Source organism: Kitasatospora sp. NPDC056446, assembly GCF_042796115.1.
In the GTDB taxonomy this organism is placed as follows: Bacteria; Actinomycetota; Actinomycetes; order Streptomycetales; family Streptomycetaceae; genus Kitasatospora.
The window spans coordinates 21135-45024 of record NZ_JBHTRF010000001.1 but is presented as its reverse complement, the minus strand read 5'-3'; the positions used below and the strand labels follow the sequence as shown (position 1 = coordinate 45024).

At 74.9% G+C, this 23890-nt stretch carries 23 protein-coding genes and 1 pseudogene; 9 read left to right on the top strand and 15 right to left on the bottom strand.

Annotated features, from left to right (window positions below; translation table 11 throughout):
* Window positions 1-89: 89 nt before the first annotated feature.
* Window positions 90-1367 carry an MFS transporter gene (locus ACFQ6N_RS00215; protein WP_380645839.1) on the bottom strand — a complete coding sequence of 426 codons (1278 nt, stop codon included), beginning with the start codon at window positions 1365-1367 and terminating at the stop codon, window positions 90-92.
* 408 nt (window positions 1368-1775) lie between these two features.
* Complete coding sequence (locus tag ACFQ6N_RS00210) at window positions 1776-2660, bottom strand: helix-turn-helix domain-containing protein (RefSeq protein ID WP_380645838.1); 885 nt, start codon at window positions 2658-2660, stop codon at window positions 1776-1778.
* Window positions 2661-2851: 191 nt separating this feature from the next.
* Between ACFQ6N_RS00210 and ACFQ6N_RS00205 the strand changes: the two genes are divergently transcribed.
* Together ACFQ6N_RS00205 and ACFQ6N_RS00200 are read left to right on the top strand one after the other, a co-directional pair.
* Window positions 2852-4336: an MFS transporter gene (locus tag ACFQ6N_RS00205; protein ID WP_380645836.1), complete on the top strand. Its 1485-nt coding sequence runs from the start codon at window positions 2852-2854 to the stop codon at window positions 4334-4336.
* A 180-nt stretch (window positions 4337-4516) separates the two neighbouring features.
* Entirely contained in the window at window positions 4517-5191 is a 675-nt protein-coding gene (locus ACFQ6N_RS00200; protein WP_380645835.1) for an HAD family hydrolase, read from the top strand.
* An 88-nt stretch (window positions 5192-5279) separates the two neighbouring features.
* On the opposite strand, the gene ACFQ6N_RS00195 is transcribed toward ACFQ6N_RS00200, so the two are convergent.
* Both ACFQ6N_RS00195 and ACFQ6N_RS00190 read right to left on the bottom strand, forming a co-directional pair.
* A complete protein-coding gene (locus ACFQ6N_RS00195) occupies window positions 5280-5828 on the bottom strand; it encodes a GNAT family N-acetyltransferase (RefSeq protein ID WP_380645834.1) in 549 nt (182 codons plus the stop codon).
* A gap of 64 nt (window positions 5829-5892) precedes the next feature.
* Window positions 5893-7359, bottom strand: coding sequence for a purine-cytosine permease family protein (locus ACFQ6N_RS00190; RefSeq protein WP_380645833.1), 1467 nt, complete (start codon window positions 7357-7359; stop codon window positions 5893-5895).
* 251 nt (window positions 7360-7610) lie between these two features.
* On the opposite strand from ACFQ6N_RS00190, the gene ACFQ6N_RS00185 reads away from it, so the two are divergent.
* Both ACFQ6N_RS00185 and ACFQ6N_RS00180 read left to right on the top strand, forming a co-directional pair.
* Window positions 7611-9134 (top strand): MFS transporter, encoded by a 1524-nt coding sequence (locus ACFQ6N_RS00185; protein WP_380645832.1) that lies wholly within the window; start codon window positions 7611-7613, stop codon window positions 9132-9134.
* Window positions 9131-9718 (top strand): TetR/AcrR family transcriptional regulator, encoded by a 588-nt coding sequence (locus ACFQ6N_RS00180; RefSeq protein WP_380645831.1) that lies wholly within the window; start codon window positions 9131-9133, stop codon window positions 9716-9718. Before ACFQ6N_RS00185 ends, ACFQ6N_RS00180 begins: the two co-directional genes overlap by 4 nt.
* 83 nt (window positions 9719-9801) lie before the next feature.
* On the opposite strand, the gene ACFQ6N_RS00175 is transcribed toward ACFQ6N_RS00180, so the two are convergent.
* Together ACFQ6N_RS00175 and ACFQ6N_RS00170 are read right to left on the bottom strand one after the other, a co-directional pair.
* Window positions 9802-10359 (bottom strand): hypothetical protein, encoded by a 558-nt coding sequence (locus tag ACFQ6N_RS00175; RefSeq protein ID WP_380645830.1) that lies wholly within the window; start codon window positions 10357-10359, stop codon window positions 9802-9804.
* The gene (locus ACFQ6N_RS00170; protein ID WP_380645829.1) at window positions 10356-11471 is read right to left on the bottom strand and encodes a serine/threonine-protein kinase; all 1116 of its coding nucleotides are present in this window, start codon (window positions 11469-11471) and stop codon (window positions 10356-10358) included. Before ACFQ6N_RS00170 ends, ACFQ6N_RS00175 begins: the two co-directional genes overlap by 4 nt.
* A 192-nt stretch (window positions 11472-11663) precedes the next feature.
* On the opposite strand from ACFQ6N_RS00170, the gene ACFQ6N_RS00165 reads away from it, so the two are divergent.
* Complete coding sequence (locus ACFQ6N_RS00165) at window positions 11664-12356, top strand: DUF6882 domain-containing protein (protein WP_380645828.1); 693 nt, start codon at window positions 11664-11666, stop codon at window positions 12354-12356.
* Window positions 12357-12399: 43 nt separating this feature from the next.
* Here ACFQ6N_RS00165 and ACFQ6N_RS00160 read toward each other — a convergent pair whose 3' ends face one another.
* The 5 genes and pseudogenes from ACFQ6N_RS00160 to ACFQ6N_RS00140 all read right to left on the bottom strand — a co-directional run bounded on the left by ACFQ6N_RS00160 (window position 12400) and on the right by ACFQ6N_RS00140 (window position 18070).
* Window positions 12400-13017 carry a hypothetical protein gene (locus ACFQ6N_RS00160; protein WP_380645827.1) on the bottom strand — a complete coding sequence of 206 codons (618 nt, stop codon included), beginning with the start codon at window positions 13015-13017 and terminating at the stop codon, window positions 12400-12402.
* Window positions 13018-13203: 186 nt separating this feature from the next.
* Complete coding sequence (locus tag ACFQ6N_RS00155) at window positions 13204-14436, bottom strand: alpha/beta hydrolase (protein ID WP_380645826.1); 1233 nt, start codon at window positions 14434-14436, stop codon at window positions 13204-13206.
* 230 nt (window positions 14437-14666) lie between these two features.
* Window positions 14667-15340: pseudogene (locus ACFQ6N_RS00150) on the bottom strand (response regulator).
* Window positions 15337-16563, bottom strand: a complete 1227-nt coding sequence (locus ACFQ6N_RS00145; RefSeq protein ID WP_380645824.1) for a sensor histidine kinase — start codon at window positions 16561-16563, stop codon at window positions 15337-15339. The pseudogene ACFQ6N_RS00150 and the gene ACFQ6N_RS00145 overlap by 4 nt, the downstream one beginning before the upstream one ends.
* Before the next feature lie 247 nt (window positions 16564-16810).
* Window positions 16811-18070, bottom strand: coding sequence for a helix-turn-helix domain-containing protein (locus tag ACFQ6N_RS00140; RefSeq protein WP_380645822.1), 1260 nt, complete (start codon window positions 18068-18070; stop codon window positions 16811-16813).
* Between the two features lie 192 nt (window positions 18071-18262).
* On the opposite strand from ACFQ6N_RS00140, the gene ACFQ6N_RS00135 reads away from it, so the two are divergent.
* Window positions 18263-19027, top strand: a complete 765-nt coding sequence (locus ACFQ6N_RS00135; protein WP_380645821.1) for a DUF4232 domain-containing protein — start codon at window positions 18263-18265, stop codon at window positions 19025-19027.
* Between the two features lie 375 nt (window positions 19028-19402).
* A complete protein-coding gene (locus ACFQ6N_RS00130; protein WP_380645820.1) occupies window positions 19403-19867 on the top strand; it encodes a DUF4279 domain-containing protein in 465 nt (154 codons plus the stop codon).
* A gap of 135 nt (window positions 19868-20002) precedes the next feature.
* Here the strand turns inward: ACFQ6N_RS00130 and ACFQ6N_RS00125 are convergent, their stop codons facing one another.
* Complete coding sequence (locus ACFQ6N_RS00125) at window positions 20003-20491, bottom strand: tyrosine protein phosphatase (RefSeq protein WP_380645818.1); 489 nt, start codon at window positions 20489-20491, stop codon at window positions 20003-20005.
* Window positions 20492-20627: 136 nt separating this feature from the next.
* Here ACFQ6N_RS00125 and ACFQ6N_RS00120 point away from each other — a divergent pair, with 136 nt between their 5' ends.
* Both ACFQ6N_RS00120 and ACFQ6N_RS00115 read left to right on the top strand, forming a co-directional pair.
* Complete coding sequence (locus ACFQ6N_RS00120) at window positions 20628-21305, top strand: RNA polymerase sigma factor (protein WP_380646138.1); 678 nt, start codon at window positions 20628-20630, stop codon at window positions 21303-21305.
* Window positions 21302-22135, top strand: coding sequence for a hypothetical protein (locus ACFQ6N_RS00115; RefSeq protein ID WP_380645817.1), 834 nt, complete (start codon window positions 21302-21304; stop codon window positions 22133-22135). The genes ACFQ6N_RS00120 and ACFQ6N_RS00115 overlap by 4 nt, the downstream gene beginning before the upstream one ends.
* Window positions 22136-22402: 267 nt before the next feature.
* Here the strand turns inward: ACFQ6N_RS00115 and ACFQ6N_RS00110 are convergent, their stop codons facing one another.
* The 3 genes from ACFQ6N_RS00110 to ACFQ6N_RS00100 form a co-directional block, all read right to left on the bottom strand.
* Window positions 22403-22954, bottom strand: a complete 552-nt coding sequence (locus ACFQ6N_RS00110; RefSeq protein ID WP_380645816.1) for a YciI family protein — start codon at window positions 22952-22954, stop codon at window positions 22403-22405.
* A gap of 81 nt (window positions 22955-23035) precedes the next feature.
* The gene (locus tag ACFQ6N_RS00105) at window positions 23036-23338 is read right to left on the bottom strand and encodes a putative quinol monooxygenase (RefSeq protein ID WP_380645815.1); all 303 of its coding nucleotides are present in this window, start codon (window positions 23336-23338) and stop codon (window positions 23036-23038) included.
* A gap of 110 nt (window positions 23339-23448) precedes the next feature.
* Window positions 23449-23886 carry a hypothetical protein gene (locus ACFQ6N_RS00100; protein WP_380645814.1) on the bottom strand — a complete coding sequence of 146 codons (438 nt, stop codon included), beginning with the start codon at window positions 23884-23886 and terminating at the stop codon, window positions 23449-23451.
* Window positions 23887-23890 lie beyond the last annotated feature (4 nt).

Here is a 23890-nt window from a genome sequence, read left to right as displayed (position 1 = left end):
AGAGCACCCGCCGACCGGACGCGGTGCGGGCAACACGCTGCCCTGCGTGTGCCACCGGGCCAAGACGCCGCACCGGTGCCCACCAGGGGTCACCGGTGACGGGTCACCGGCCGGGCTGCTCGGCGGGCGCCGCCGTCCGGGGGGGCCGGTGTCCCGGCCGGGGCGTCCCGGCGGCGGTAGCGGCCCTCGGTCGCGGTGCAGGCCGTGAGCACCAGGGCGGCCGCCGCGGCGGCGGCCGTGACGGCGAAGGCGGCGCCCGGGGCGAAGCGGCCGGCCGCCCAGCCGGCGAGGAAGGTGCCCGCCGACTGGGCCAGGATCAGCGCGCTGACCAGCGCCGCCATCGCCTCGCCGAGCCGGGCGGCGGGCACCGTGCGCTCGACCAGGCCGAACATCGTGATGATCTGCGGTGCGACCGGGATCCCGAGCAGGCCGACGGCCGCGGTGAGCGTCACCAGGCCGCCGCCGGCGAGGAGCAGCAGGCAGGAGGCGGCGAACAGCAGCGCCGCGCTCGTCCGCAGGCGCGGCGCCAGGCCCCGGCGGGCGGGCATCGAGGCGGTGGCGACGCCCGCGAGCGCGCTGGTGCAGCCGAGGAACCCGTACACCAGCCCGGCGGTGCCCGGCCGGCCCAGCGCCTCGGTGGTCGCGGTGACGCCGACCTGGACCGAGCCGAAGCAGGCGCCCAGCAGCGCCATCCCGGCCAGGAGGAGGACGTACGGCGTGCTCAGCAGCCGTCCGGCGGAGCGGCCCCGCGCGTGCGGCGGCGCCGGGACGCCCGGTGCGGCCGTGGGGTGCAGCGCGAACAGGGTGGCGCAGACACCGGACAGCGCGGCCGCGGTGAGCAGGCCGGCGGCGGGCGAGGCGGCGGTGGCGAGCACGCCGACCAGGGCCGGCCCGGCGGTGAAGGAGACCTCGTCGACGATCCCGTCCAGGGACAGCAGGGCGGAGGTCGCCGCCGGGTCGCCGTCCGCCAGCCGGACCCAGCGGCTGCGCGACAGCGGGCCGACCAGCGGGACGGACAGGCCGGTCAGCGCGGCGGGCGCGATCTGCCAGCCGAGCGCGAGCCCGTGCCGGGACGCGGCGACCAGCGCGACCAGGGCCGCCGCGTTGACCACGGCGGCGACCAGCCCCACCGTCCGCTGCCCGCGCCGGTCCGCGAGCCGGCCGACGACCGGGCCGCCGATCGCCTGACCGCCCGCCAGCGCCCCGGCGACCACCGATCCGGACCACACGCTGCCGGTGCTCCCGCTGACCAGCAGCAGCGTGCCGATCGGGCCCATCGCGGCCGGCAGCCGGCCCAGCAGCGACCACAGCAGCACCCGGCCGCCCGTCAGTTGCCTGGCCCTGCGGAAGTTCGCGGCCACGGACACGGTGCACGCCTCTCTGCGGAGCCGGCCCGGGCGCCCGCCTCCCGCAACCGGCCCGACGGGGCGACAGCGCTCTGCGGGTGCCCCCGACGGTAGGGGCGCGGGGCGGGGCCGGGTAATCGTCCGATCGTCCGGCGGCGCCGGGCCGGGGGAGGGGCCCGCTCGGAGGAGTGGCCAAGAGGGCCGGTCCGGCCGTCGACGGTCCGCGGCCGGTGCCGTCCGCCACCGGCGCCGCCGTCCCTGAACGCGGAAGGGGCCCGGCACCTTGGCAGGTACCGGACCCCATCCGACTCTGGAGCGCCAGGCCCGGGTCGCACGGACTCTTCCTACTGAAAGTAGGACGTGCTCTGGTAGCACCACTGACGCCTGACGAGGAATCATCTCCCTCGCGACAAGAAGAATATTAGCAGCTCACGGACGGTGCGCCGAACCGCCGTGGGACGGCCGCCCGGCCCCCCGGCGCTCCGCCGCCTGCCGCAGCGCCTCGTGGGTGGGGGAGTCCCGCTCCGCGGTCAGGACCACGAGTTCGAGGCCGTCGGTGCCGGGGACGACGTAGGCGGTGTAGTCCAGGTCGAGCCGGCCCGCCCGGGGGTGGCGGAAACCGTGGCTCCCGGTGGCCGGTCCGCGGACGTCGTGCTCCTCCCAGAACGCGGCGAACCGGCTGCTGCGCGCCGCCAGGTCGGCCACGAGCCGGTTGCCGCGTTCGTCGTGCGGATCGGCGGCCAGCGCGTGGCGCAGGCGGTGCACATTGCCCCGGGCCGTCTTCTCCCAGTCGGTGAGGAGCCGGGGCGCCCGCGGGTCGCAGAACACGAACCAGGCGAAGTTCCTTTGCTCGACCGGGAGTTCGGCGTAGTCGAGGAGCAGCCAGGCCTCGGCGTCGTTCCAGGCCAGGATGTCGCGCATGGGCGTGACCACGTGTGCCGGCCACGGGCCGAGCGAGGCGAGCAGCCGCAGGGTCGCCTCCGGCACGGCCGGGACCGTCGCGTCGGCCGGGCGGGTCTGCTGCGCCGGGCCGCCGGTGGCGAGGCGGTGCAGGTGCCGGCGGGCGTCGGCGTCGAGCTGCAGGGCGGTGGCGAGCGCGTCCAGGACATCGGGCGAGGGGCGCCGTTGCCGGCCCTGTTCGAGCCGGGTGTAGTACTCGGGGCTGATCCCGGCCAGGGTGGCGACCTCGGCCCTGCGCAGTCCGTCCAGCCGGCGGCTGACGGTCCGGGGCAGACCGGCGGCCTCGGGGGTCAGCCGGGCCCTGCGTGTGCGCAGGAAGTGGGCCAGTCCGGGAAGTTCCGCCGATGGTGCCATGCACCGAGTATCGGGCCCCTCGTCCGGCCGGGGGTAGCCCTGCCGGGGCCACCCCCCGCAGGGCCTGCCCCCGGCGGTGTCTCGTCGCGGCGCACGCCCCGGCCCAGACTGGCCGTCGACGGGGCCGCGGCCGCCGTGCCGGTGCGCCCACGCGGCCCCTCGTCCCCTTCCGTCCTTCCTGGAGCACGTCCATGCCCGCAGCACGTCCCGGCGAACCGCTGCCGCCCCCTCCGTCCCCGCTGGTGTCCTGCGAGCCGGCCCGCGAGCCGGCCGCGTGCATTCGCCCCGAGCCGGCCGCGCCCGGCGCTCCGGGGCCGGTCCGGTACCTGCCCCTGGCCGTGCTGAGCGCGGCGGCGGGCCTGGACGCCGGCGGCGTCGCGATCCTCAACAGCGCCCTGCCCTCGATGGGCGCGCGGTTCGGCACCTCGGCGCAGAGCCTGTCCTGGGCGGTGACCGGCTACGCCCTCGCGTTCGCGGGCCTGCTGCTGTGGGGCGGGGCCATGGCGGACCGGCTGCGGCGGCGGAGGGTCCTCGTCGGCGGACTGGTGACGGTGGCGGCGGGCGCCGTACTCGCGTTCACGGCGCCCGTGTTCTGGCCGGTCGTGGTCGGACGCGTCCTGCAAGGCGCGGGAGCGGCCGTCACGATGCCGGCCGCCACGGCCCTGCTGACCTCGGTGTACGCCGACGGGCCGATGCGCTCGCGCGCGCTGGGCGTGTTCTCCGCCGCGCAGGCGGGCTGCTACGGAGCCGGCCTCGTCCTCGGCGGTGTCGTCACCGGCGCCTTCGGCTGGCGCTGGGTCTTCGCGCTGCAGGCCCTGGCCGCGGCGGCCACCGCCGTGGCCGCCGTACGGTGGCTGCCGCCGGGCGCGCGGCACCGCCCGCGCCCCCTCGACCCGACGGGCGCCGGCGCGCTGGTGACCGCGATCACCCTGACCGTCCTCGGCGCGGACCTGGCCGCCCGCCCCGGCGGCGGCCCGCTCGCCGGAGCGACGCTCGCCGCCGCCGCGGCCGCCGGCTGCCTGTGGTGGCGCCGAGGCCGCGCCCGAGGCGGGGACGCGGTCCTGCTGGACCGGGACCTGCTGCGCCTGCGCGGCGTGCGGACCGCCGCGCTGGTGGCCGGCGCGTTCTACTTCTGCGTCACCGGCACGCTGTTCCTGCTGCCGCTCTACCTCCAGCAGGTGCGCGGCATGTCCCCGGCCGCCTCCGGCCTCGCGGTCCTTCCGGTCAGCCTGGCCGTCGCCGCCGCCGCGCTGGTCTCCGGACGGCTGATGAGGACCCGCGGGCCCCGCCCGCTCCTGGTGTCGGGCCTCCTGCTCACCGCCGCCGGTGTACTGCTCTGGTGCGCGGCGGGGGAGCACAGCCCCTACGCCGGACCGGTCCTGGCCGGCCTGGTCGTCACCGGCGTCGGACAGGGCCTGGCCTTCCCCGCCATCACCGTCACCGGCCTGCGCGACGTGCCGGAGCGGGCCCACGGCACCGCCTCGGCGGTCACGGCCACCGCCCTGCAGATCGGCAGCGGCATCGGCCCCACCGTCCTCGCGGGCATCGCCCAGAGCGTCGGCACGGCGGTCGGCGGCGGCCTGTCGCTGCCGGGCCACCACCTCGCCTACGCCGTGGCAGCCGGACTCCTGCTCCTCGTCGGCCTCCCGGCCACGGCCGCTCCCGCACGGCGCTGATCGGCGCCGGGCTCTCGGGGAGCCGCCGGCCGCCGCCGCGGTCCTCCTTCGCGAAGCGCGCGGCGAGACCGGGGACGCGCGGGGAGCAGGCCGGCGCGGCCACGGCGCGGAAGGCGGCCGGCGGTCCGCCGGCACGGGCGGGGGCAGGGCGCCGACGGGAGTCTGGAATGATCGCGGCCCATGGGGAACCTGGCGTTCGACGCGGTGCTGTGCGATCTCGACGGTGTGATCCGCCACTACGACCTCGCGGACGTGCGGCGTCTGGAGCGGATCGCCGGACTCCCGGAGGGCGCCACCGCCGAGATCGCGTTCGCCCCGGAGCGGGACCTGCCGCTGCTGCTCGGCCGGGTCAGCCGGGCCCAGTGGACCGCCTCCATCGCCGAGGCCCTGACCCGCCGGATTCCGGCCCGGCAGGCCGGCGCCCTGGCGACCGCCTTCGCCCATGCCCCCTTCCGGGCCGACGGGGCCGTGGTGGAGCTGATCCGCGGGCTCCGCGGCAAGGTGCCCGTCGTGGTGGTCACCAACGCGACCGTGTGGCTCGACGAGGACCTCGCCCTGCTCGGACTCACCGACCTGGCCGACCACGTGGTCAACAGCTCCCGCGTCGGCATCGCCAAGCCCGACCCGGGGATCTACCGGATCGCCGTGGAACGGGCGGGCGTCCCGGCCGGGCGCTGCCTGTTCGTGGACGACAACCAGGCCAACATCGACGCGGCCCGCGCGGCCGGCATGACCGCCGTGCTTTACCGCGACCCCTCCGACCTCCGCCGAGCACTGGCACCGGTCCTCGGGCCGGACGCGGACGTGCCCGCCGGAGAGCCCGCCGGAGAGCCCGCCGGCCCGGGCCGGCCGTGACGGACGTCCGCGTCGGCCCCGGAGGACTCCGGGTGCGGGCCACCGGACGGCGGCGGGAACGGCCGGTCGGGCGGGGACGGCCGGTCGGTCAGTCGCGGAAGGTGCCGGACGCGAAGCCGAAGACGGTGTACCGGCGGTCCGCCACGGCGAACTCCGCGAGTTCGCGCATCCCCAGGTGCCGGTGGACCGCGAGCGACTTGTGGTTGGCCTGCTCGACGAACAGGACGCCGTGCTCGAAGCGTCCGCCGAGATCGGCGTCGACGGCCCGCAACAGGCTCCGGACGACTCCGCGTCCGCGGAACGGCGGATCCACCACCACCGGCCCGTAGAGGTAGAAGCGGCCCGGCGCGAGGCCGGCCCGCAGGGCCGCGTCCACGGTCAGCCGCGGCGGGCCGCCGTCGACCACGGACGAGGCGGCGGAGGTGAGGGCGGCGCCGGCGAGCCGCCCGTCCTCCTCGGCGAGGTAGATGCCGGTGTCGGCCTCCATCGAGGCGAGCTTCTCCTCGTCGAAGCGGCCCTGCACGAAGCCCTGCTTCGCGCGCTCGGCCGCGGGCAGTCCGTCCCCCCGGGCGCCGTCGATCAGGGCGAGCACCCCGGCCCGGTCGGCGCTGACCGCTCTGCGTATCGACAAGGTCATGCGGCCAACCTACCGGTCCGGGGGGCGTCCGGTCGTACGGACGCCAGGGGTTCGCGATGTGCGGTCAGACGGTGACCCGCTCGGCCGGCTCTTCGGCGCCGGCGGGGACGGCCGGGGTGTTCTCGCGGGGTGTGGGGAGCACGGCCATGATCACGGCGGAGATCACGATGGTCGCCGCCCAGGCGAGCCCGTACCGGCCGACGGGGGTGTCGGAGAGCGGGCCGGCGAACCAGTCGCACTTGGTGAAGGCGAGCCCGATCAGCAGCGCGAGCACCCAGGACACCATCGCCTGCCAGCAGAAGCCGCCGGCGTACCAGTAGCGGCTGTTCCGGCTGGTGTCCATCAGCGCGGCGGCGTCGTAGCGCACCGCGCGCGAGCGGCGCCGGAACATGTCCACCGCGTAGACGCCGATCCAGGCCGAGAAGGAGACGGCGAGCAGGATGAGGAAGGTGATGAAGGAGCCCAGGAAGCTCTTCGCGACCAGCATCAGCAGCAGGCCGCCGACCAGCGAGATCACGGCGTTGATGCTGACGGCCATGGCGCGCGGCAGCCGCACGCCCATGGTCTGCGCGGTGAAGCCGGCCGAGTACATGGAGAGGCTGTTGATCAGCAGCATGCCCACGATCGCGGTCAGCAGGTAGGGCACGGCCAGCCAGGTCGGCAGCAGGTCGCCGAGGAAGGAGACCGGGTCCGCGGCCTGTGCCAGGCCGGGCGAGGCCACCGCCATCACGGCGCCCATCAGCACCATCGGCACCATCACCAGGCCGGCGCCGGAGACCGTCACGCCGACGATCTTCCGGCCGGAGGCGGAGTGCGGCAGGTAGCGGGCGAAGTCCGGGCCGGTGGGGACCCAGCTGATGCCGCCGGCGGCGATGGTGCCGATGCCGGCGATCATCATCGCGGTGGTGCCCGCGGGCTTGGCGAAGACCTCGCTCCAGTTCATGGTCGCGACCAGGTAGCCCAGCACCAGGACGCTGAAGACGCCGAAGAGGTACGTCGACCAGGTGTTGCAGACGTTCAGCGCCTTCCGGCCCATGCCGGAGACCAGGAAGGTGCAGGCGACGAAGAGGAACAGCGTGATCACGATCAGCGCGGTGTTGCTCTTGACGCCGAACAGCAGGTCGAGCACGGTCAGCACGGCGTAGGCGCCGGTGACGGCGTTGATCGTCTCCCAGCCGAACCGGGCGACCCAGAGCACCGCGCCGGGGAAGAGGTTGCCCCGCACGCCGAAGGTGGCCCGGGAGAGGGTGGCCCCCGGGGCCCAGCCCCACTTCCCGGAGACCGACAGCACGCCGACCATGCCGAAGGAGGCGAGCGCGGCGCACGCCGCGACGATCAGGACCTGCCAGAAGTTCAGCTGGTTGAACACCACCAGGGCCGCGCCCATGGTGAGCAGCAGGACGCTGATGTTCGCCGCGACCCAGGTCGGGAACAGCTCGCGGACTCTGCCCCGGCGCTCGTGGTCCGGGACGGGTTCGATACCGCGGGTCTCTATCGCGCCGTCGGTGTCGGCGGTGGACAGGTTGTCCATGAGGGTGGCTCCGGGCGTGTGAAGCGGGAGATGAAATCGGGCAAAGGGGATCTTTGTGGAACTCTTCGCGCGTAGCGCGGGAGTTGGGTCATCCTACTTTGTTCCGGATGTGACCCGATTGACACGGTTGCCCGCCGAGTACCCGCCGGCCAGCCGCCGGATCCCGCGGCCACCCGGGGGCAGACTTCACTCCGAACTGATGTCATCATGTGAAGACATCGTTTGATGACTTACGTGGAGAGTGGTGGATCATGCACGCGGAGCGGGTGCGGCAGCGGGCCCTGGTGCCCGTCCTGGTGTTCCTGGGGATGGTCGTGGCGGTCGTCAGCAGCCTCGGCGCGCCCCTGGTGCCGACGATCGCCGCCGTCGACCATGTCTCGCTCTCCGACGCCCAGTGGTCGCTGACCGTCACCATGCTGGTCGGGGCCGTCGCCACCCCCGTCATGGGCCGGCTGGGCGACGGGCCCCGGCGGCGCACGGTGATGCTCGCCGCCGTCGCCGCCGTCCTGGTCGGCAGCGTGCTCGGCGCGCTCCCGCTCGGCTTCGGGTGCCTGGTGACCGGCCGCGCCCTCCAGGGCATCGGCCTCGGGCTGACCCCGCTCGCGATCGCCACCGCCCGGGACCACCTGGCCGGCCCGCGCGCGCACTCCGCCGTGGCGATGCTCTCCATCACCACGGTGGCCGGCGTGGGCCTCGGCTACCCGCTGACCGGGGTGCTGTCCCAGTCCTTCGGCCTGCACGCCGGCTTCTGGTTCGGTGCCGTGATCAGCGCCGCCGCCCTGGCCGCCGGGGCACTGGTCCTGCCCGCCACCGCACACCGCCCGTCCGCCCCGCTGGACGCGCTCGGCGCCGTCCTGCTCGGCCTCGGCCTGAGCGGCGTGCTGCTCGTCCTCAGCGAGGGCGAGAACCGGGGCTGGACCTCACCCGGCCTGCTCGCCCTCGCCGCCGCCGCCGTCCTGCTGCTCCTCTGGTGGATCCGGCACGAGCTGCGCACCGAGCACCCGCTGGTCGACCTGCGCTCGCTGCGCAACCGGGTGGTGCTGACGGCCGACGTGGCCGCCCTGGTCGCCGGGGTCGGGATGTACCTGCTGATGTCGCTGCTGACCCGGTTCGTGCAGACCCCGAGCTCCGCCGGTTACGGCTTCGGCGCCTCGGTCACCGTCGCCGGACTGGTGCTGCTGCCGTTCTCGGTGGCCAGCGTGCTGTCCAGCAAGGTCGCCCCGCTCCTGGCCCGGCGGACCTCCCCGGTCGCCGTGCTGCCGATCGGCTGCGGACTCTCGCTGCTGTCGATGCTGTTGTTCCTCGTCGCCCGCGACCGGCTCTGGGAGGCCTTCGCCGTCCTGGCGGTCGCCGGGCTGGGCGTCGGCTGCACCTTCGCCGTGATGCCCGGACTCATCGTCGGCGCGGTCCCGGCCGACCAGACCGGCAGCGCCGTCAGCTTCAACCAGGTGCTGCGCTACGTGGGGTACTCCACCGGCAGCGCGTTCAGCGCCGCCGTGCTCCAGGCCCACACCGCGCCCGGGCAGGCGCTGCCCTCCGGCGACGGCTACCGCGTCGCCGCGCTGATCGGCTGCGCGGTGTGGGTCCTGGTCGCGGTGATTACGATCGTCCTGCCGCGGTACCGTGCCGCGACGGACCCCGGCGCGCCCGCCGCGGCGGGTACCAGGCCGCCGGTGCGGTCCGGGGACGAGGAGCTGCTGGTGAACGGGAGCACGGCCGAGCCGATGCCGGAGCGGAGCGGCCCGCCGGGCCGCGAGCACGGAGCGGGCCGGTGAACCAGAGCCCGCCCAGGACGCGCCGACGCGACGCGGCCCGCAGCCGCGAGGAACTGCTGAACGCCGCCGGCGAACTCTTCGCCGAGCGCGGGTTCGACCGCACCACCACCCGGGAGATCGGCGAACGCGCCGGCGTGGACCCCGCCCTGATCGCCCGCTACTTCGGCGGCAAGACCCAGCTCTACCTCGCCCTGGTCCAGGCCGAGCAGGGCGACGAGGTCCCCGCCGACCTGCTCGACATCCGACGGTTCGACTCCCTGTTCAAGCACCTCGAACGCCGCACCAGCCCGATCCTGCAGAGCGTCGTCCTCCCCGCCGCCGACCCGTCCGTCCAGCAGGCCGCGCAGGCCCACCTGCACCGGCGCCTGATCACTCCGCTGCGCGAGCGCTTCGAGCGCGAGGGCCTGGACCGCCCCGAACTGCGCGCGGAACTCGCCATCGCGGCCTTCGGCGGGGTCGTCCTCGCCCGATCCGCCGGAGCCCTCGAAGAGCTCGCCCGGGCACCGCAGGCCGAGGTGATCGAACTGCTCCACCAGCTGCTGGGCGGCTCCCGGGGGCACCAACCCCCGGACGCCGCACCGTAGCCCGGCACCCCGGCCGTCCGTAGCCCGGCGCTTCGGCGTCCCGGCCGTCCGCAGCCCGTCGGCTGCGGACGGCCTCCCCGGGTTCAGCCGGCCGGCGCGTCGGGTTCCGGAGGGCACACCGCGGACGGTGGCGGAGGCAGCTCCCCGTCGGCGGACGCCCGGCGCACCCCCAGGGAGACCCCCGCCATGTCGCCCGGATCACTGCGCCGCAGCACGAACACCTTCGTCACCGCGAGCAGCGAGGGCCCGCAGAGCAGGACCGCCAGCCACCACACGTCCCGGGCCACGTACACGCCCGCGACCAGCATCGCCGCGCTCACCGCGCCCCCGGCGTACAGCCCGGCCATCCGCAGCGCGTACTGCCGCCGGTGGAGCTCCGCCCGGGCCGCCCGCTCCTCCGCCGCCCGGGCATCGGCCGCCGCCCGCTCCTCGGCCAGGTGCCGCAGTTCGAGCCGCCGCATGTTCAGCTGGTGCTCGCGCTTCAGCTGCGGCTCCAGCGCGGTCAACGCGACCTGCAACTTCTCCGGGCCGCCGAGTGCCGCGCCCCACTTCATCGCGACCTCCAGCCCGGCCGCCAGCACCGGATCCCCCGGCTGCGGCTGCGGCTGCGGCTGCGGGCGCCCGCTGTCCTCGACGGTCACTGCCCCATCCCTCCGTCACCGGTGCCTGCGGGAGCGCGGTCGGGCCGGAGCGCTTCCGGTGGCGGCCCGAGCCGGATGAACAACCGGGCCAGCGCGTGCGCCAGCGAGTCGCCGGCGACCGCGGCGACGGCCGCTTCCCCGTTCGCGTTCAGCGGCGGGTCGGGCGGCCGCTCCGGCCCCCCGGGCGCCGGCGCAGCAGAGGCGGCCGACAGGGCCGGTGGGGCCGACAGGGCCAACACGGCCGACAGGACACGCGGCGGCCCGGACAGCGCGGCGGTGATCGCGCGCAGGCGGTCCCGGACCGTCCCGGCGTCGGCGGGCCGGTCGCGGGGGTCCTTGGCGAGGAGTTCGGCGACGAGGGCGTCGAGGGCGGCCGGGACCTCGGGACGTGAGGCGCTCGGCGGGTCGGGAACCCGCCGGAGGTGGGCGGCCATGAGCTCGACGACGGACCGGCCGCTGAAGGGGGGCTTCCCGGTGAGGAGTTGGTACAGGACACAGCCGAGGGCGTACAGGTCCGCGCGGCCGTCCTGTCCGCCGCCGGTGAAGCTCTCCGGGGGCATGTACCCGGGGGTGCCGATGACGTCCGCGCCGACACCGACACCGACACCGACACTGGTGCCGGTGCCGCCCGAGAGGTCGCGGCCGGCGGGCAGGGCGATCCCGAAGTCCAGTACCTTCACCGACCCGGTGTCGGTGAGCATGATGTTCGCGGGCTTCAGGTCACGGTGCACCAGCCCGATCCGGTGCGCGGTGGCGAGGGCGTCGGCGATCTGCGCGGCCCACTCCACGGCCGCCCCGACGCTCGGCGCGCCGTCCTCGTACAGCACCTGTTGCAGCGGGCGGCCGTGGATCCGTTCCATGACGAGGAACAGGGAACCGCCCTCATCGAGCCCCGAGTCGAGGACGGTGGCGACGCCGGGGTGGCTCAGGGCGCCGACGGCGCGGGCCGCGCGGAAGAACCGTGCCGTGCCGAGGTCGTCGTGATCGGTCCGGACGAGTCTGACCACGACCTCGCGGTCGAGCACGCTGTCGTAGGCGCTCCAGGCGTCGCCCATCCCGCCCCTGCCCAGCCGTTCCCGCAGTTCGTACCTGCCCGCAAGAATCCGCCTCACCCCGCCCCCCGGCGTCGCGTACCCGGGGGCATCCTACCGACCGACAACGACCTTTGTGGTAACGAGAAGTGACGCATTGTCGGCAGGTGCGGGCACAGGTGCGGGCGGGGCCGCCGGCCCCGGACCGGTCGGCGTTCCTCCCGTCCCCGCCTCTCCGGGGCGCCCGGTGATCGTTTAGGGTCTCGTCCCGTGATGAGCAACTTCAGTGACGCGTTCCTCGACGAGGCCGAGCGGCACACCGCGTGGGGGACCGCCCAGCTGGAAGCCCTGGACGCGGCCTTCCCCGACGGCCCCTGGGACGCCGACCTCGACGCGGCCCTCTACCGGCAGGGCGGCCGGGAGATCCGGGTAGGCGTCCTGGCCACCTACGATCCGTCCGAGCGGACGTGGATGTGGGGCTGGGCGAACCCGGGGCTGAGCGGTGCGCCGGTGGTCGCCGCCGCCGAGCGGGTACGGGAGTTCGGGCTGGCGCACGGCCTCCGGGAGTTCACCGAGGAGGTCCTCGACCTGTCCGGGTTCGCGGACCCGCGCCGTGCCGCCGAGGTGCTGGCCTTCGCGGCCATGGGCGTGACCGGCGCGGCCGGCTACCTCGGCCGGGAGGCGGGGCCGAGCACCCGGGTCTACCTGCTCCCGGACGATCCCCGGGTCCCGCTCGCGGGGGTCGATCCCGTCGCCCTGCCGAGGATCCTGACCACCGCCGTGGCGCTGATCGGGCGCTCGCCGCGCCTGGCCGTGGGCGGGTACTTCGACCACTTCCGGCTGGCCCGACGGCAGGAGGGGACGGGCATCAGCGCCGACCTGCCCGACGGCGGCACCGTGGAGGTCGACTTCGACGGGCTCGGGCGCATCGCGTCGGTCCGGGTGCACACCGCCGGCCGTCGCTGACCTCCCCGGCACCCCTGCGCCGCCCCCGGACCGGGGGCGGCGGTCAGTGCGAGGTGGTCGGGGTGGTCGGGGCTGCGGGGTGGTCGTCCTGTCGCGCGATGCCCGCGGTCCACTGCGGGAACTCGGCGAAGGGTACCGCCGCCGAGGCGGCCGGGCCGGGGCCGGGGTTGTGGCCGGGGTTGTGGCCGGGGTTGTGGCCGGGGCCGGGGCCGGCCGGCGCGGCGGGGAGGAACGCGACGCGACAGCGCCGGCACAACCAGCTCGCCTTCCACACCTGTTGGAGCTGCTGCCACTGGCCGTAAGTCCGCGGCCACCGGTCCGTCGTGTCGCTCCGGCTGCTCCGGTGGCCGGAGTGGATGGTGAAGGCGATGCCGAGCAGGACCGCGGCGACCAGGAGCACGCCGTAGTCGCGGCCGAACTGGTACGCGGGGTCAGAGCTGCCACCGCCGTCGTCGGAGAACAGCGCGCGCAGTCCCAGCAGGGCGAAGAGGCCGCCCAGGACGAACAGGGTGATCGCGGCCCCGGTCGTGCCCCCGGGCTCGGGCGGCAACGACAGCAGCTCCCGCGTCGGCGGGTCCAGCGGCCGGTCGGAGTCCAGCAGGGCTTTCCGTACGGCGGCGGTCTCGTCCGCCGCGGCACACGTCGGGCAGATGACGCTCATCGAGGGGTGGCTCCGGAGGGTAGAGGCACGTACACGGAAGAACACGTAGTACAGCACAGGGCCCCGAGCACTCGTCAGCCCGGCCCCCGCTCCCGTGGCCTGACCCCTCCTGACGTGCCGGGAGCCGCCGTCGCGACCGCCCCGCGCCGCGCCGGGGTGGGGCGGGGCGAGACGGTCGCTTCGTGGTCAGTGTGCGTCCGCGAGGAGGAAGTCGAGCAGGATCTGCCGGCTCGTCTGGGAGGTGAGGCTGCCGTACACGTCGTCGAACGCGTGGTCGGCGAAGGGCAGTTCCTTCACCTCGACGTCGACGCCCTGCTTCCTCAGCGCGTCGCCGAGGCCGGTGACGGTCTCGGGGCGGGCGCTGCGGTCGCGGTCCCCGACGACGAGCAGGGTGCGGGGCAGGCCGGGGCGGACGTCGGACGTCGGGGACACCTCGCGGTAGCGGTCCGGGTATTGCCGCGGAGTGCCGCCAGTGTACATCTGCGCCGCCTCGCGGGTCCCGGCCACGTCGTCCTCCCACATCCGCGCGACGTCCGTGCCGGGGTAGAAGCCGATCACGGAGACCGGGGGTGCGGGAGTGGCGCCCTCGGCGGCCTCGATGGTGCCGTTGTGGAGGCGGTAGGCGGTGTTCATCGCCAGGGTGCCGCCCGCCGACATGCCGCCGAGCGAGATCCGCGCGCCGTCGACGCCGTACGCGTCGGCGTTGCGCCGCACCCAGCCCATGGCGGAGACGAGGTCCTGCGGGGCCTTGTCCCAGGTGGGACGGTCGGGACGGGCCAGGCGGTAGTCGACGGCGAAGACGGCGACGCCGTGGTCGGCGAGCCACCGGCCGGTGCCGCGCAGGTCGCTCTTGTCGAAGGTGTGGAAGCCGCCGGCGTGGGCGAGCACGACGGCCGGGGCCCGCTTGCCCGGGACCTTCGCGGGCAGGTACGCGTCCACCCGCAGGGGCTCGCCCCCGGGGCTCGCGAACGTCTCGGTCGCGTCCGGCTTCGCCGCGGGGTAGCCGAGTTCGGTGAACACCTGGCCCAACGAGAGGTCGGCGCCGGCCTCCCTGGCGGCCTGGAACTGGATGCCGCCGATGACCAGCGCGCCCACGGTGCACAGCGTCGAGACGACGGTGACCGCGCGTCCCCAGCGCACCAGGCCGGCCCGCCAGGCAAGCGCGGCGAGGCCGGCGGCGACGAGGGCCGGCAGGGCCAGGTGGAACGGGTACTGCCCGCCCAGGACCGGCCCGATCACGCCCGCCTTGGGTATCGAGGGGACGTACGCGCCGAGCACGACGGCTGCGGTCAGGAACGCGAGGAACGACGCCAGGACGGCGGAGGCGGCCCGCAGGATCCGGACGGGCCGACCGGGCAAGGCGGGCGAGGCGGGCGAGGCGGTGGAGTTTCGGGGTGCGGAGCTTCGGGGTGTGGTCAAGGCTGTACTCCTGCGATGGTGCGCGGGGCGGTCGCCGCCGCCCGCGGAACGTGTCGGGAGCCACGAGGTCCTCGCAACCGCACACGGGGCGGCGAGGACCGGCTCGGACAGGAACGCTAGGAATCCGGCACCCGCACCGGCCTCACCCCACGGAGCCATTCTCCGGAGCAGCTCTCAGGTACGGGGTCGGAGGGAGGCGTCCGGGCCGGTGCCGCCGCACCATCGCGGGATCACAGACCGGTGCGGCCGGGAACGACCAGTCCCGTCTCGTAGGCGAGGACCGCCGCCTGGGTGCGGTCCCGGAGCTGCAGCTTGTGCAGGATGCTGCCCATGTGCGTCTTGACGGTCTGCTCGGCGACGACGAGTTCGGCGGCGATCTCCGCGTTGGACAGGCCCCGGCGACCAGGGTGAGCACCTCGGTCTCGCGGTTGGTGAGGACGTCGATCCGCACCCGGGCGGGCGGTTTCGCCGAGCCGCCCAGCCGGGCGAACTCCGCGATGAGCCGCTTGGTGAGCCCGGGCGACAGCAGCGCGTCCCCGGCGGCCACGACGCGTACCGCCTCGGCCAGTTGGACCCCGGAGGCGTCCTTGAGGAGGAACCCGCCGGCGCCGGCCCGCAGCGCCTCGTACACGTACTCGTCGAGGTCGAAGGTGGTCAGGACGAGGATCCTGGTCGACAGGCCGGCCTGCCCGGTGATCCGGCGGGTGGCCTCGATGCCGTTCAGCCCGGGCATCCGGATGTCCATCACGATCACGTCGGGGCGGAGCTCCTCGGCCTTGGCCACCGCGTCCAGGCCGTCCACGGCGGTCGCGATCACCTCGATGCCGGGCTGCGCGCCGAGGAGCACCGAGAAGGCCTCGCGGACCATCGCCTGGTCGTCGGCGATCATCACTCGGATCGTCATGCGGTCTGTTCCCTGTCTGTCCGGACGGCCGGGGCGGCGGGCACCGGCAGCAGCGCGGTGACCTCGTAGCCACCGTCGGGGGTGGTGGCGGCGGAGAACTCCCCGCCGAGCATCGCGGCACGTTCGCGCATGCCCAGGAGGCCGTGCCCGGCTCCCGGCGAGGGCCCGGCGGCCGCGGTGCCGGGCCCGTTGCGGATCCGCAGCCGCAGGGCGGCGCCGGTGTACGCCAGCTCGACGCGGGCCGCGGCGCCCGGGGCGTGGCGCAGCGTGTTGCTGAGCGCCTCCTGCACGATGCGGTAGGCCGACAGCTCCACGCCCTCGGGCAGCGGGCGGCGCGTCCCGGAGACCACCGCCCGCACGTCCAGCCCGGCCGCGCGCACCCCGGCGAGCAGGTCGTCGAGCCGTTCCAGGGTGGGTTGCGGAGCCTCGGGAGCACGCCCGTCGGGACGGTCCTCGGAGCGCAGCACGCCGAGGAGGCGGCGCAGCTCGGTCAGTCCCTCCAGGGCGCCCGCGCGGATGTCGGCCAGCGCCGCGACCAGCTCCCGGGGCGGGTCCGCGACCCGGTACCGGGCGGCCTCGGCCTGGATGGAGATGACGGACATGTGGTGGGCGACCACGTCGTGCAACTCGCGCGCGATGCGGGCGCGTTCCTCCAGGACGGTGCGGTGCGCCCGCTCCTGCGCGAGGGCCCGCTCCTGCTCCGCGAGCCGGGCACGGACCTCCCTCGTCCGGCGCACCCCGGTCGCGGCGGCCACGACGACGGCGAACAGGACCAGCACGATCACCGTGAAGTACCAGGGCCCGATCCGCCCGCCCGCCAGCTGCAGCCCCAGCAGCAGCGCGGTGCTCAACGCCACCGTCTCGCCCGTCACCCGAGGCGGGTTGCGCAGCGCGACCAGGAACGACAGCCCGGCCTGCACGGCCCACGCCCATCCCGTGTACGGCGCGAAGGGCGGGTACAGCGAGAACACCGGCAGCATCACCAGCGACAGCCACCAGGCGGGCAGCGGCCGGCGCAGCGCCGGTACCAGCAGCGCGGCGTGGAGCATCCCGACGGGCCGCAGCGGGATGTCCTCGGTGGCGGAGACGGCCGCGAAGACCGCCACCACGACGACCGCGCCGTGCGGCAGCCACCTCAGCAGCCCCGGCCCGCCCATGGGCGGCATGGGCTGCGGTGCCGGGGTGAACAGATCCTTCCGCACGGTGTGCAGGGCTCCGCGCACCGACCGCCTCCCAGTCCTGTCCATGCGGCCGGTATGGTCCGGTTCGTCCACCGGACGGCCGCGGCCGGGGCGCTCAGCGGTTCGGATGCTCACGGGGCCTTCCTCGGCGGGGTGCATTCGGTCACCACGCTACGGATCCCACCCGCCGCCCCGCCTCCCGCTGCGGAGCCGTCCTCGGCCTGGCTCTCAGGTACGAGGTGTCACGACGAGTCCGATGCGGGGTGTCGTCCGCGGACGACACCCCGGCCTAGCCGACCGTCCGCTTGATCCACTCGTTGCCGCCCAGCGGGTAGTCGTAGCCGGGGCGGTTGACGTCGGCGCTGGTGCGGAAGGGGGTGCCCCCGTTGTCGACGCGGACGGTGCCGCGCCGCTCGCCGCTGGACCAGTCGAGCGTGAGGTCCCAGCGGACGTCGTGTGCCTTGGTGTGCACGGTGACGTAGAAGACCTCGGGGTCGGACTTGCTGACCTTGTACGGGAAGTCGCGCTGGCCGCCGTGGAGGGTGATCACCGGGCTGCCCCGGTCGAGGTCGATGTCGAAGGACTTGGTGTCGACCCCGCCGCCGCAGCCGACGCCCATCGAGTAGTCGTTCCAGGCGAGCGGGGCGCCCTTGGCGGTGATCCGTACGTGCAGTGCCTCCAGGACGACCGTGTCCGCTCCGGTGCCCTGGACGGTGAGGGCGACCTGCTGCTCGTCGGAGGAGACCGCGCCGTTGGAGGCGGCCCACCGCTGGGCGTCGCGCTCGCCGGCGGGCGGCCCGACCTGGGCGGGCGCCTTGTTGACGAGGAAGTGCTGGCTGCACGGGTCGGCGTAGACGTACGGGCGGATGCCGACGGTGAGCGGTGCGGGTGCGTCGACAGGCGGGGTGGGGGTGGGGGTCGGGGTGGAGGTCGGGCTCGGCGCTGCCGTCGTCTCGGCGGCGGAGACGGCGGGGGCGGGCGGGGACGGCTCCGGCGGGGCGGCCAGGTCCGTCGTCTCCGTGGTACCGGCCGCCGAGTGGCCGGTCTTACCGCCCCCGCCGCCGCCCCAGATCGTGGGACGTGCGACGGCCACGGCGACGGCGAGTACGACGACGGCCGCGGCGCAGGCGATCAGCGCGTGACGGCGGCGCCGTGGCGGGGCGGGCTCGGTGACGGTCCGGACGACCGGCTCCACGCCCGCCGGGGTGTCCTGGGCCGGTTCCGGTTCCGGTTCCGGCGTCGGAGCCGGAGGAACCGGCGCCGGCTCCTGGGCGCGGTCGGCCCGGCGCCTCCGGGCCGCGTCCGCGAGGATCCAACTGCGGTGCAGTTCCACCAGCTCGTCCGGAGTCGCCCGGCACACCCGCGCGAAGCGTTCGGTGGCCGCGTACTCGCTGGGCAGCGCCGTGCCGCTGCAGTAGCGGTGCAGTGTCGACGTGCTGGTGTGCAGCCGCTTGGCGAGCGTTCCGTAGCTCAGCCCCGAGCGGTCCTTGAGTTCGCGCAGCAGTCGCGCGAACTCCACCGCCTCCGCGGCCCCCGTACCCTCCGACACCCGTCTCCTCCAGTCCCCCGCGTCCCGTTCCGGCGTTCCAGGCCCGTTCCACTCCCGCTGGTCAGAGCCCGGTTCGCCGTTCCACCCTACCTATCGCGGCGTCAGACGTGGCGGCTGGGACGGATCGCTCCGCAAGCTTCGGTCATCCGATCGACCCGATACCGGGGCGACTGCCGAAAGGGGAACGACCACATGTCCGTCCGTAACTCCCGCATCCGTCTGGTCACCGCCGCCGCGAGTGTCGCGCTCGCCGCCTTCTCGATGACCGCGTGCGGCAGCAGCGGGAACACCAAGGCGGCAGCCGGCCCGTCGCCCGCCCCCGCCGCCACCACCGGTGGCACCGCCGCCCCCGCCGCCACCGCGGGCACCGCCGCGATCCCCGCCCCGGCACCCGCCGGCACCGGCACCGCCGTCCCCACCGGCAAGGCCCCGGCCGCCGCGCCCCAGCCCACCGGCCCCAAGCCCGCCACCGGCACCACCGCGCCCAAGAGCCCCGCGGCCCCGGCGGCCCCCGCTGCCGCCGCCGACCCGTCCACCTGTGAGGGCTCCAACACCAGGACCGCCGCCGCCCTGCTGAACCGCCCCGCGAACCACCTGCTGCTCACGGTCACCAACACCGGCTCCGGCGTCTGCTACCTCTACGGCTACCCGGCCGTCCGGTTCGACGAGGCCCAGTCGGTGCCCCCGGTCATCACCGACTCGAAGCCGCAGGCCGTCGTCACGCTCAAGCCCGGCGAGTCCGGCTACGCCTCCGTCAAGCTCTCCTCGGCCGAAGCCGGCAGCGCCTTGAACGGCATCACCGCGACATCCCTGACCGTCTACTTCCACGGCCGCTCCGGCAACGAGAGCGTCGGCGCGGGAGCCCACCCCTCGCTGCCCGCGAAGGGTGTCCACGTGGACGACTCCCTCCAGGTCACCTACTGGCAGCAGTCGATGGACGACGCCGTCTCCTGGTGACTCCGGCAGGACCCGACGAAACGGCAGGACCCGGCGAAACGGCAGCACCCGACGAACCGCCGACGCCCGGCGGACTCCGGCAGGACTCGACGACCCGGCAGCACCCGGCCCGAAGGCAGGAAACCCATCATGCGCCACACCCTCCGCAGCACCGTCCGGCTCCTGGCCGTCTACGCCGGTGCGGCGTTCCAGGTCCTCGTCCTCGGCAGCCCGGACGACCCGCGCCTCTCCCGGTAGGCCGCCGCCGACCGCCACTCGCCCGACCGCCGCCGACGCCCGACACCCCCACAACCGGACCGCCTGCCCGATCACGGGCGGCCGCAGTTCTCCGCAAACCTCCTGGTCCGGTCCGCGCCTCCCGGATATCGTCCCCGCGTGCCTGTTCACCAGTACGTCTACTTCGCACTGTTCAGCCGCCACACCTCCGCGGCGGCGATGGCCGAGCTGCTCGGCATCGAGCCCGACGAGGTGACGGTCCGCGGCAGCCGCCTGACGGGACCGACGGTGATCCCGGTCCGCCATTCCTGGCGGATCGTCTGCCGGGAGCCCGGCCTCTGCGTCGACGAGCAGGTCGCCCGCGTCCTGGACCGGCTCCGGCCGCACACGGAGCGAATCGCCGAACTCGCCGGCCGGCTGTCCGCCGAGGAGGAGGGAGGCGGCGCGGTCCTGGAGGTGGTGCGGTACTTCAACGACACCGACGAGGAGCAGCCGTCCCCCCGACCGGAGGCCCCCGACGGCCCCAACCTGTTCGGCTGGCACCTGGGCCGTGACGTGCTGGACTTCCTCGCCGCCACCGGAGCCGTACTCGACGTCGACGAGTACGACATGACCCCGGATTGACCGGGCGCCCCCACCGCAGGGGCCCGAGCCCCGCCGCCGAGCGGGCCTCCCGACACGTCGACCGAGGCGTCGACCGACACGTCGACCGAGGCGTCGACCGAGGTGCCGGCCGACGCGTCGACCGAGGTGCCGGCGTCACGTCCGGTCGAGGAGTCCTACCGTCCACTCCCGCTGCTCGGCGGTGTCCGGGACGGGGAGCCCACGAGCCCGTTCGATCCGGTCCCAGGCGGTGTCGGGAGCGACGCCGTCGAGGATGAGGAGGGCGGCCGCGAGGAGGGACGAGCGTCCGATCCCGGCCCGGCAGTGGGTGACGATGTGTGCGCCCCCGCGCAGCAGTTCGGCCAGTGCGTGCAGCGTGGGCAGGACCGCGGCGCGGTCGGGGACGGTGCGGTCGGCCACGGGTATCGCCACGAACCGCAGCCCGGCCGCCGCGGCCGCGCGGGGTTCGTCGGCGAGGCCGAGTTCGTCGAGTTCGGGTCCGGTGAGGGCGCAGACCAGGACGTCGACGCCGCAGCGCTTCAGCGCGGCCATCTCGTCGTCGAGCCAGTCGTCGCCGCGGGGCCTGGCCATGGTGCTCAGCCGTCCCGGGCCGGGGAGGTCGATGGTGAAGAGGGCGGATCGCATGTCGGCGGCACTTCCGGTCGGTGGGGTGGGGCGGTCGGATCGGTCATGGCAGCGGGTTCGATCGCCTGTGATCCAGGTCATAGGAACCCGTGCGGGCGGGGCACCAGATAGGGGCGTGGACTCTTCAGATCGAGATGTGCGCGCGCGGGTGCGGGCCGGGGACCGGGACGAGTTCGGCCGGCTCTTCGACACGCATGCGCGCGCGGTGTACAACCACGTGTTCCGGCTCACCGGGAACTGGTCGACGGCGGAGGACGTGATGTCGTTGACGTTCCTGGAGGCCTGGCGCCGGCACGACCGGGTCGAGGCGGACGGCGGGTCGCTGAAGCCCTGGCTGCTGGGCATCGCCACCAACCTGGTCAGCAACCAGCGCCGGGCCGCCTGGCGGCACCGCCAGGTACTGGAACAGCTGCCGCCGGCACGCGAGGACGTTCCCGACTTCGCGCAGGAGGTGGCCGGGCGGATCGACGACGCGGCGCGGATCGCGGTCCTGCACCAGGCGCTGGCGCGGCTGCGCCGCCCGGACCACGAGGTGCTGTCCCTGTGCGTGTGGGCGGGCCTGGACTACCGGGAGGCCGCCGAGGCCCTGGGCGTACCGGTGGGTACTGTGCGCTCACGCCTGTCCCGGGCCCGGGACAGGCTGCACCGTCTTGCCGAGACGGCCCAGCGCCGGGCGCAGCGGAACACGGTCGAACGGAACACGGTCGAACGGAAGAAAGTGGAACGGAAAAAGGTGGAACCCGGCCGAGGCCCGAACCAGATCCAGGGTGGGCCCGCCAACGCGGCCCCGTCCCCGAAGGAGGTACACCAGTGAACGCCGGACAGCGGCCGGATCAGGCCGAGCGCGCGGAACTGCTCGGGCTGGCTCCCGTGCCGGCCGAGCGCGACCTCCCCGAGGGACGCCACGCCCTACACCGGGAGCGCCTGATGCGCCGGATCGACCTCGACACCCCCACGCCCACCGCGGCCTCCACCCCTGTCCCGACTCGCGCCCCCGCCCGGCCGCGCCTGCGGCGGCGGCTGGCCGTCACCGTCGCCGGTGCGTTCGTCGTGGCCACGGCCGCAGCCGTGGCGGTGACCGCGACGCAGCCCTCGGGCGGCTCCCGCGGGCCGCTGAGCGCCACGGAACTGGCCAGCTGGACCGGCGCCCCGACACCGCTGTCCGCTGGGACGGGCCCGGGTGCCACCGCCGAGAAGTGGTGCCTGGACCGGATGACCGACGGCCCGGGCGCCGGGTCACCCGCCACCATCACCAACGCGGACCTGCGGGGCAAGGTCGCCTCCATGGTCGTCAACCGCGGTGGCAAGTCCATGCTCTGCTACGTCGCCGCGGAGGGCCGCGGCCTGTGGGAGGCGATCGACCCGGTGAAGAAGGTGGCGCCCGACGCGATCACGTACGACACGGGCGGCTCCCACGGTGACGGGGAGGCCAGGTTCAACTACGCGCAGGGCTCGGTGGGGGCCGACGTCAAGGCGATCACCATACAGGGCACCGGACACACCTTCCAGGTCACCGTCGAGAACGGCCGCTGGACGGCCTGGTGGCCCGGTGTCGCGGAGGGAAGCAACGTCGACACGGCCACCATCACCCTGTCCGACGGCACCAGCCGCACCGTCAGCGGCAAGTCGCTGTACACCAGGTGAGACCGCCGGGCGCTCGGCGGGCACCGCTGCGCCGGCACCGTCCGGCCGGGCACCGGCCGGTTCGGGCGGTGCGGTCGGCCCTCGCGGGCCGACCGGGCGGCCCTGCCACGCCCCATCGGGCGGTGGGGGTGACGGTGACGCCGTAGTCGTTCCGACCGGGCCGGGCCGCACCCCGCCGGCGGGGACCGACCCGACCGGCCCGCCCGGCCCCGCCGAACCCGGTGCCGAAGCCGGTGCCGGGCCCGGCACCGGGTTCGCCGTCGTCGGTCAGGACGGCCGCCCGCCGAACTGCCACGGGTGCACCTCGACGGTGGTGTACCGGTCCGCCGTCAGGACGGCGCGCGCCGCCGCCGGGTCCGGCGCCCGCAGCAGCACCGCCGTGCCGAGCCAGGCGGCGCCGTCGTCGGACAGCAGCGGCCCGTACGCGATCAGTTCGTCCCGGTCGGCCGGGACGGCCGGGTCGGCGGCCTCCCCCGAGCCCAGGCCGAGCACCAGGTAGCGGTTGCCGCCGGTCCGGCCGCCGGGGAAGTCCCACATGGTGCGCCCCAGCAGGTTGCGCCACCGCCGCAGCAGCACGTCCCGGTAGACGCCTGCCTGGTAGCCCGGCTCCTCGAAGGCGAACGCCCGGGCGGCGGCGGGATCGGGCAGGTCGACGATGTGGACGCTGCCCGTGGGCGCGCCGCCGTCGTCGGCGAGGGTCGGGCCCCGGGCGATCATCTCCTTCGCGTACCGGTCCATGTAGGACCAGTGGTCTTGCAGCAACTCGTCGCGCAGCGGCAGGGAGCCGGGCCTGTCGCGGTGGTAGCAGAGGAACTCCATGCCCGTATCGTCCCGTCGGCGAGGCGGCCCGGTCGAGCGGATTCCGCCGCGCCGGCCCCGTCCGGTCCGTCCGGCCCGTCCTCAGAGGGGCTTGACGGCCAGGATGTCGACGGGGCGGATGTCCGGCGGGCTCGCCAGCATGGTGGGGGCGGCGTCCATGAGCGCGGCGGCGATCGCTCCGTTCAGGTGGGCCGTCCGGCCCGCCTCGTCGGCGAACGTGTCGAAGATGCCGAAGACGGCCGGGCCCTCCCGGAAGGCGAACCAGGTGACGGTCCGCTCCTCGGCGCGGGCCGCCTCCAGGGCCCCGCGCAGGAGCTTCTCGACCTCGTCCGCGTACTCCGGCCGGGCTTCGATGCGGGCGAGCAGGCCGATGGTCGATCCCATGGAGGTCTTCTCCGATCCTGTGGTGTCCGAGTGTCCGAGCGTCTGACATGTCTGAGTGTCCGAACGTACGACTGGCGGAAAGCCGGTGAGCCGTCAGCCGGCGAGCCGGGTCATGACGGTGCGCGTCGGCGGTGCCCGACGAGGAGCGCGGTCAGGCACAGCGTCGCGACGGCCTGGGCGCAGGCGGTGAGGGTCTTGTCGGTGTACCAGAGGGGCTCGTACATGTCGGGCAGCGGGCCGTGGGCGCCCACGTCGACGTAGCGGTAGAGCAGGAGGGCGGCCAGCCCGGCGGCGGCGACGGCCCAGGCGAACAGGTCTCCGAGGGGCCGTCGCCACAGCAGGACGAGGACGAGCGCCAGGGCCGCGGCGGCGGCCTCCGCGCGGAAGAGGGTCCCTTGGCTGATGTCGGCGGTGACGGCGTCGTAGCGGCCGGCGAGGTGCAGGTGGACGGCGGCGTCGACGGCCAGGCCGGTGGCGGCGAGCAGCCGCAGGACGACCTCGGTGATCTGCCGACGGTGCGTGGTGCGGTCGGTGGTGGGGGTGGACACGGCT

Excerpts from the sequence above, each read along its gene's own strand:
- ACFQ6N_RS00125 (WP_380645818.1), bottom strand. The coding sequence starts at position 20,491 with ATGCGATCCGCCCTCTTCACCATCGACCTCCCCGGCCCGGGACGGCTG.
- ACFQ6N_RS00195 (WP_380645834.1), bottom strand. The coding sequence starts at position 5,828 with ATGACCTTGTCGATACGCAGAGCGGTCAGCGCCGACCGGGCCGGGGTG.
- ACFQ6N_RS00160 (WP_380645827.1), bottom strand. The coding sequence starts at position 13,017 with ATGAGCGTCATCTGCCCGACGTGTGCCGCGGCGGACGAGACCGCCGCC.
- ACFQ6N_RS00200 (WP_380645835.1), top strand. The coding sequence starts at position 4,517 with ATGGGGAACCTGGCGTTCGACGCGGTGCTGTGCGATCTCGACGGTGTG.
- ACFQ6N_RS00210 (WP_380645838.1), bottom strand. The coding sequence starts at position 2,660 with ATGGCACCATCGGCGGAACTTCCCGGACTGGCCCACTTCCTGCGCACA.
- ACFQ6N_RS00110 (WP_380645816.1), bottom strand. The coding sequence starts at position 22,954 with ATGGAGTTCCTCTGCTACCACCGCGACAGGCCCGGCTCCCTGCCGCTG.
- ACFQ6N_RS00185 (WP_380645832.1), top strand. The coding sequence starts at position 7,611 with ATGCACGCGGAGCGGGTGCGGCAGCGGGCCCTGGTGCCCGTCCTGGTG.
- ACFQ6N_RS00190 (WP_380645833.1), bottom strand. The coding sequence starts at position 7,359 with ATGGACAACCTGTCCACCGCCGACACCGACGGCGCGATAGAGACCCGC.
- ACFQ6N_RS00135 (WP_380645821.1), top strand. The coding sequence starts at position 18,263 with ATGTCCGTCCGTAACTCCCGCATCCGTCTGGTCACCGCCGCCGCGAGT.
- ACFQ6N_RS00165 (WP_380645828.1), top strand. The coding sequence starts at position 11,664 with ATGAGCAACTTCAGTGACGCGTTCCTCGACGAGGCCGAGCGGCACACC.
- ACFQ6N_RS00105 (WP_380645815.1), bottom strand. The coding sequence starts at position 23,338 with ATGGGATCGACCATCGGCCTGCTCGCCCGCATCGAAGCCCGGCCGGAG.
- ACFQ6N_RS00205 (WP_380645836.1), top strand. The coding sequence starts at position 2,852 with ATGCCCGCAGCACGTCCCGGCGAACCGCTGCCGCCCCCTCCGTCCCCG.